Genomic DNA, 1,611 nt, shown 5'->3' with positions numbered 1-1,611 from the left:
AAGTAAAAGAAGATATTAAAGCGCGTGATTGGCAAGATGAAAATAGAGATATTGCACCGCTTGTTAAAGTAGAAGCAGCTACACTGATAGATACAACTAGCTTAACTATCGATGAGGTTGTTGAAAAGATGACTGAACTAGTTAAAAGTGTAGAAAAATAGAAATTAGTAGGAGAGTACTATGTATAATTTTATTAGAAAGTTATTAGCACTATATTATAAAACTTTTTACAAGGTTACTATTGTTAATAAAGAAAAAATCGAGAATGCTAAAGGTGTTGTAATTTCAGGTAATCATTTGAGTAATCATGATCCTTTATTATTCCCTGCATTTTTTTATTTTATATCGATTTTGGCTTTATCCATTCACTTTCTTTCCCCATGGCATAGTTTTTCAGCACTTCTTCCTTATATTCCTTAAATCTTCCATCAATGATTGCCTCACGTGCATTATCCATAAGTTTTAGCAAAAAATGCAAATTATGATATGTTGCAAGCCTTTGTCCCAAAATTTCTCCAGCCTTGAATAAATGTCTTATATACGCTCTCGTATAATTTTTGCAGGCATAACAGTCACAACCTTCATCAAGTGGTCTATCATCTCTTGAATAAATCGCATTTTTTATGACAAGACGTCCATACTTCGTAAATACAGTACCGTGTCTACCAATTCTTGTAGGCTGAACGCAATCCATCATGTCAATTCCATGCTCCACAGCTTCAAGCATATCCACAGGCTCTCCCACTCCCATTAAATAACGTGGTTTATTTTCAGGCAGTTTTGGTGTGCTATATTTTAAAATTCTATACATATCCTCACGTGGTTCTCCTACCGCAAGCCCTCCTAAAGCATACCCAGCAAATCCATAGTCATACTCATACAATTCTTCAAAACTTTTATCCCGTAAATCCTCATAAATTCCACCTTGCACAATTGCAAAAAGCCCCTGCTTATCCTTATTTCTATTTGCTTCAATACAACGCTTAGCCCATCTCGTAGTTCTTTCAATAGACGGTATCAAATATTCACGTGTTGAAAGTCCTGGCGGGCATTCATCCAGTACCATCATAATATCGCTTCCTAGATTATTTTGAATCGAAATAGATTTTTCAGGCGATAAAAAATGTTTTGATCCATCTAAATGCGAACGAAAATGAACCCCTTCCTCTTTTATCTTTCTCAAATCTCCAAGACTAAATACTTGAAATCCGCCACTATCAGTAAGTATTGGCTTATCCCATCTCATAAATTTGTGAAGACCACCAAAATCATTTACCAGCTCATCTCCGGGACGTAAATACAAATGATATGTATTCCCAAGAATAATTTGAGAATTAATCTCTTCCAATTCCTCTCTAGTCATAGCCTTTACAGTTGCCTGCGTACCAACTGGCATAAATACTGGTGTTTTTATTTCTCCATGTGGAGTTGTTATAACTCCCGCACGTGCATTTCCATCTTTTTTTTCTAATTTATATTCTATTGGATTTTTAAAATCTTTATTTTCTTTTTCAATACACATTTTATCTCCTATTTTATTTCTAAATTCCATTATATTCCATAAATTTTCTTAGCATTTTCAGTAGTTACTTTAATAACTTGCTCTACCGA

Annotated in this window: 2 protein-coding genes; one reads left to right on the top strand and one right to left on the bottom strand. The window is 34.1% G+C overall.

Annotated elements, in window-relative coordinates; translation table 11 throughout:
* Positions 1–14: 14 nt before the first annotated feature.
* A complete protein-coding gene (locus Q0370_RS11785) occupies positions 15–161 on the top strand; it encodes a (d)CMP kinase (protein WP_367270839.1) in 147 nt (48 codons plus the stop codon).
* 179 nt (positions 162–340) lie between these two features.
* Here the strand turns inward: Q0370_RS11785 and tgt are convergent, their stop codons facing one another.
* A complete protein-coding gene (tgt, locus tag Q0370_RS04705) occupies positions 341–1,522 on the bottom strand; it encodes a tRNA guanosine(34) transglycosylase Tgt (RefSeq protein ID WP_299572785.1) in 1,182 nt (393 codons plus the stop codon).
* Positions 1,523–1,611 lie beyond the last annotated feature (89 nt).

The organism is uncultured Leptotrichia sp. (assembly GCF_938036635.1).
Taxonomy (GTDB): domain Bacteria; phylum Fusobacteriota; class Fusobacteriia; order Fusobacteriales; family Leptotrichiaceae; genus Leptotrichia; species Leptotrichia hongkongensis.
This window is presented reverse-complemented; position numbering and strand designations above follow the sequence as displayed.

Excerpts from the sequence above, each read along its gene's own strand:
- tgt (WP_299572785.1), bottom strand. The coding sequence starts at position 1,522 with ATGTGTATTGAAAAAGAAAATAAAGATTTTAAAAATCCAATAGAATAT.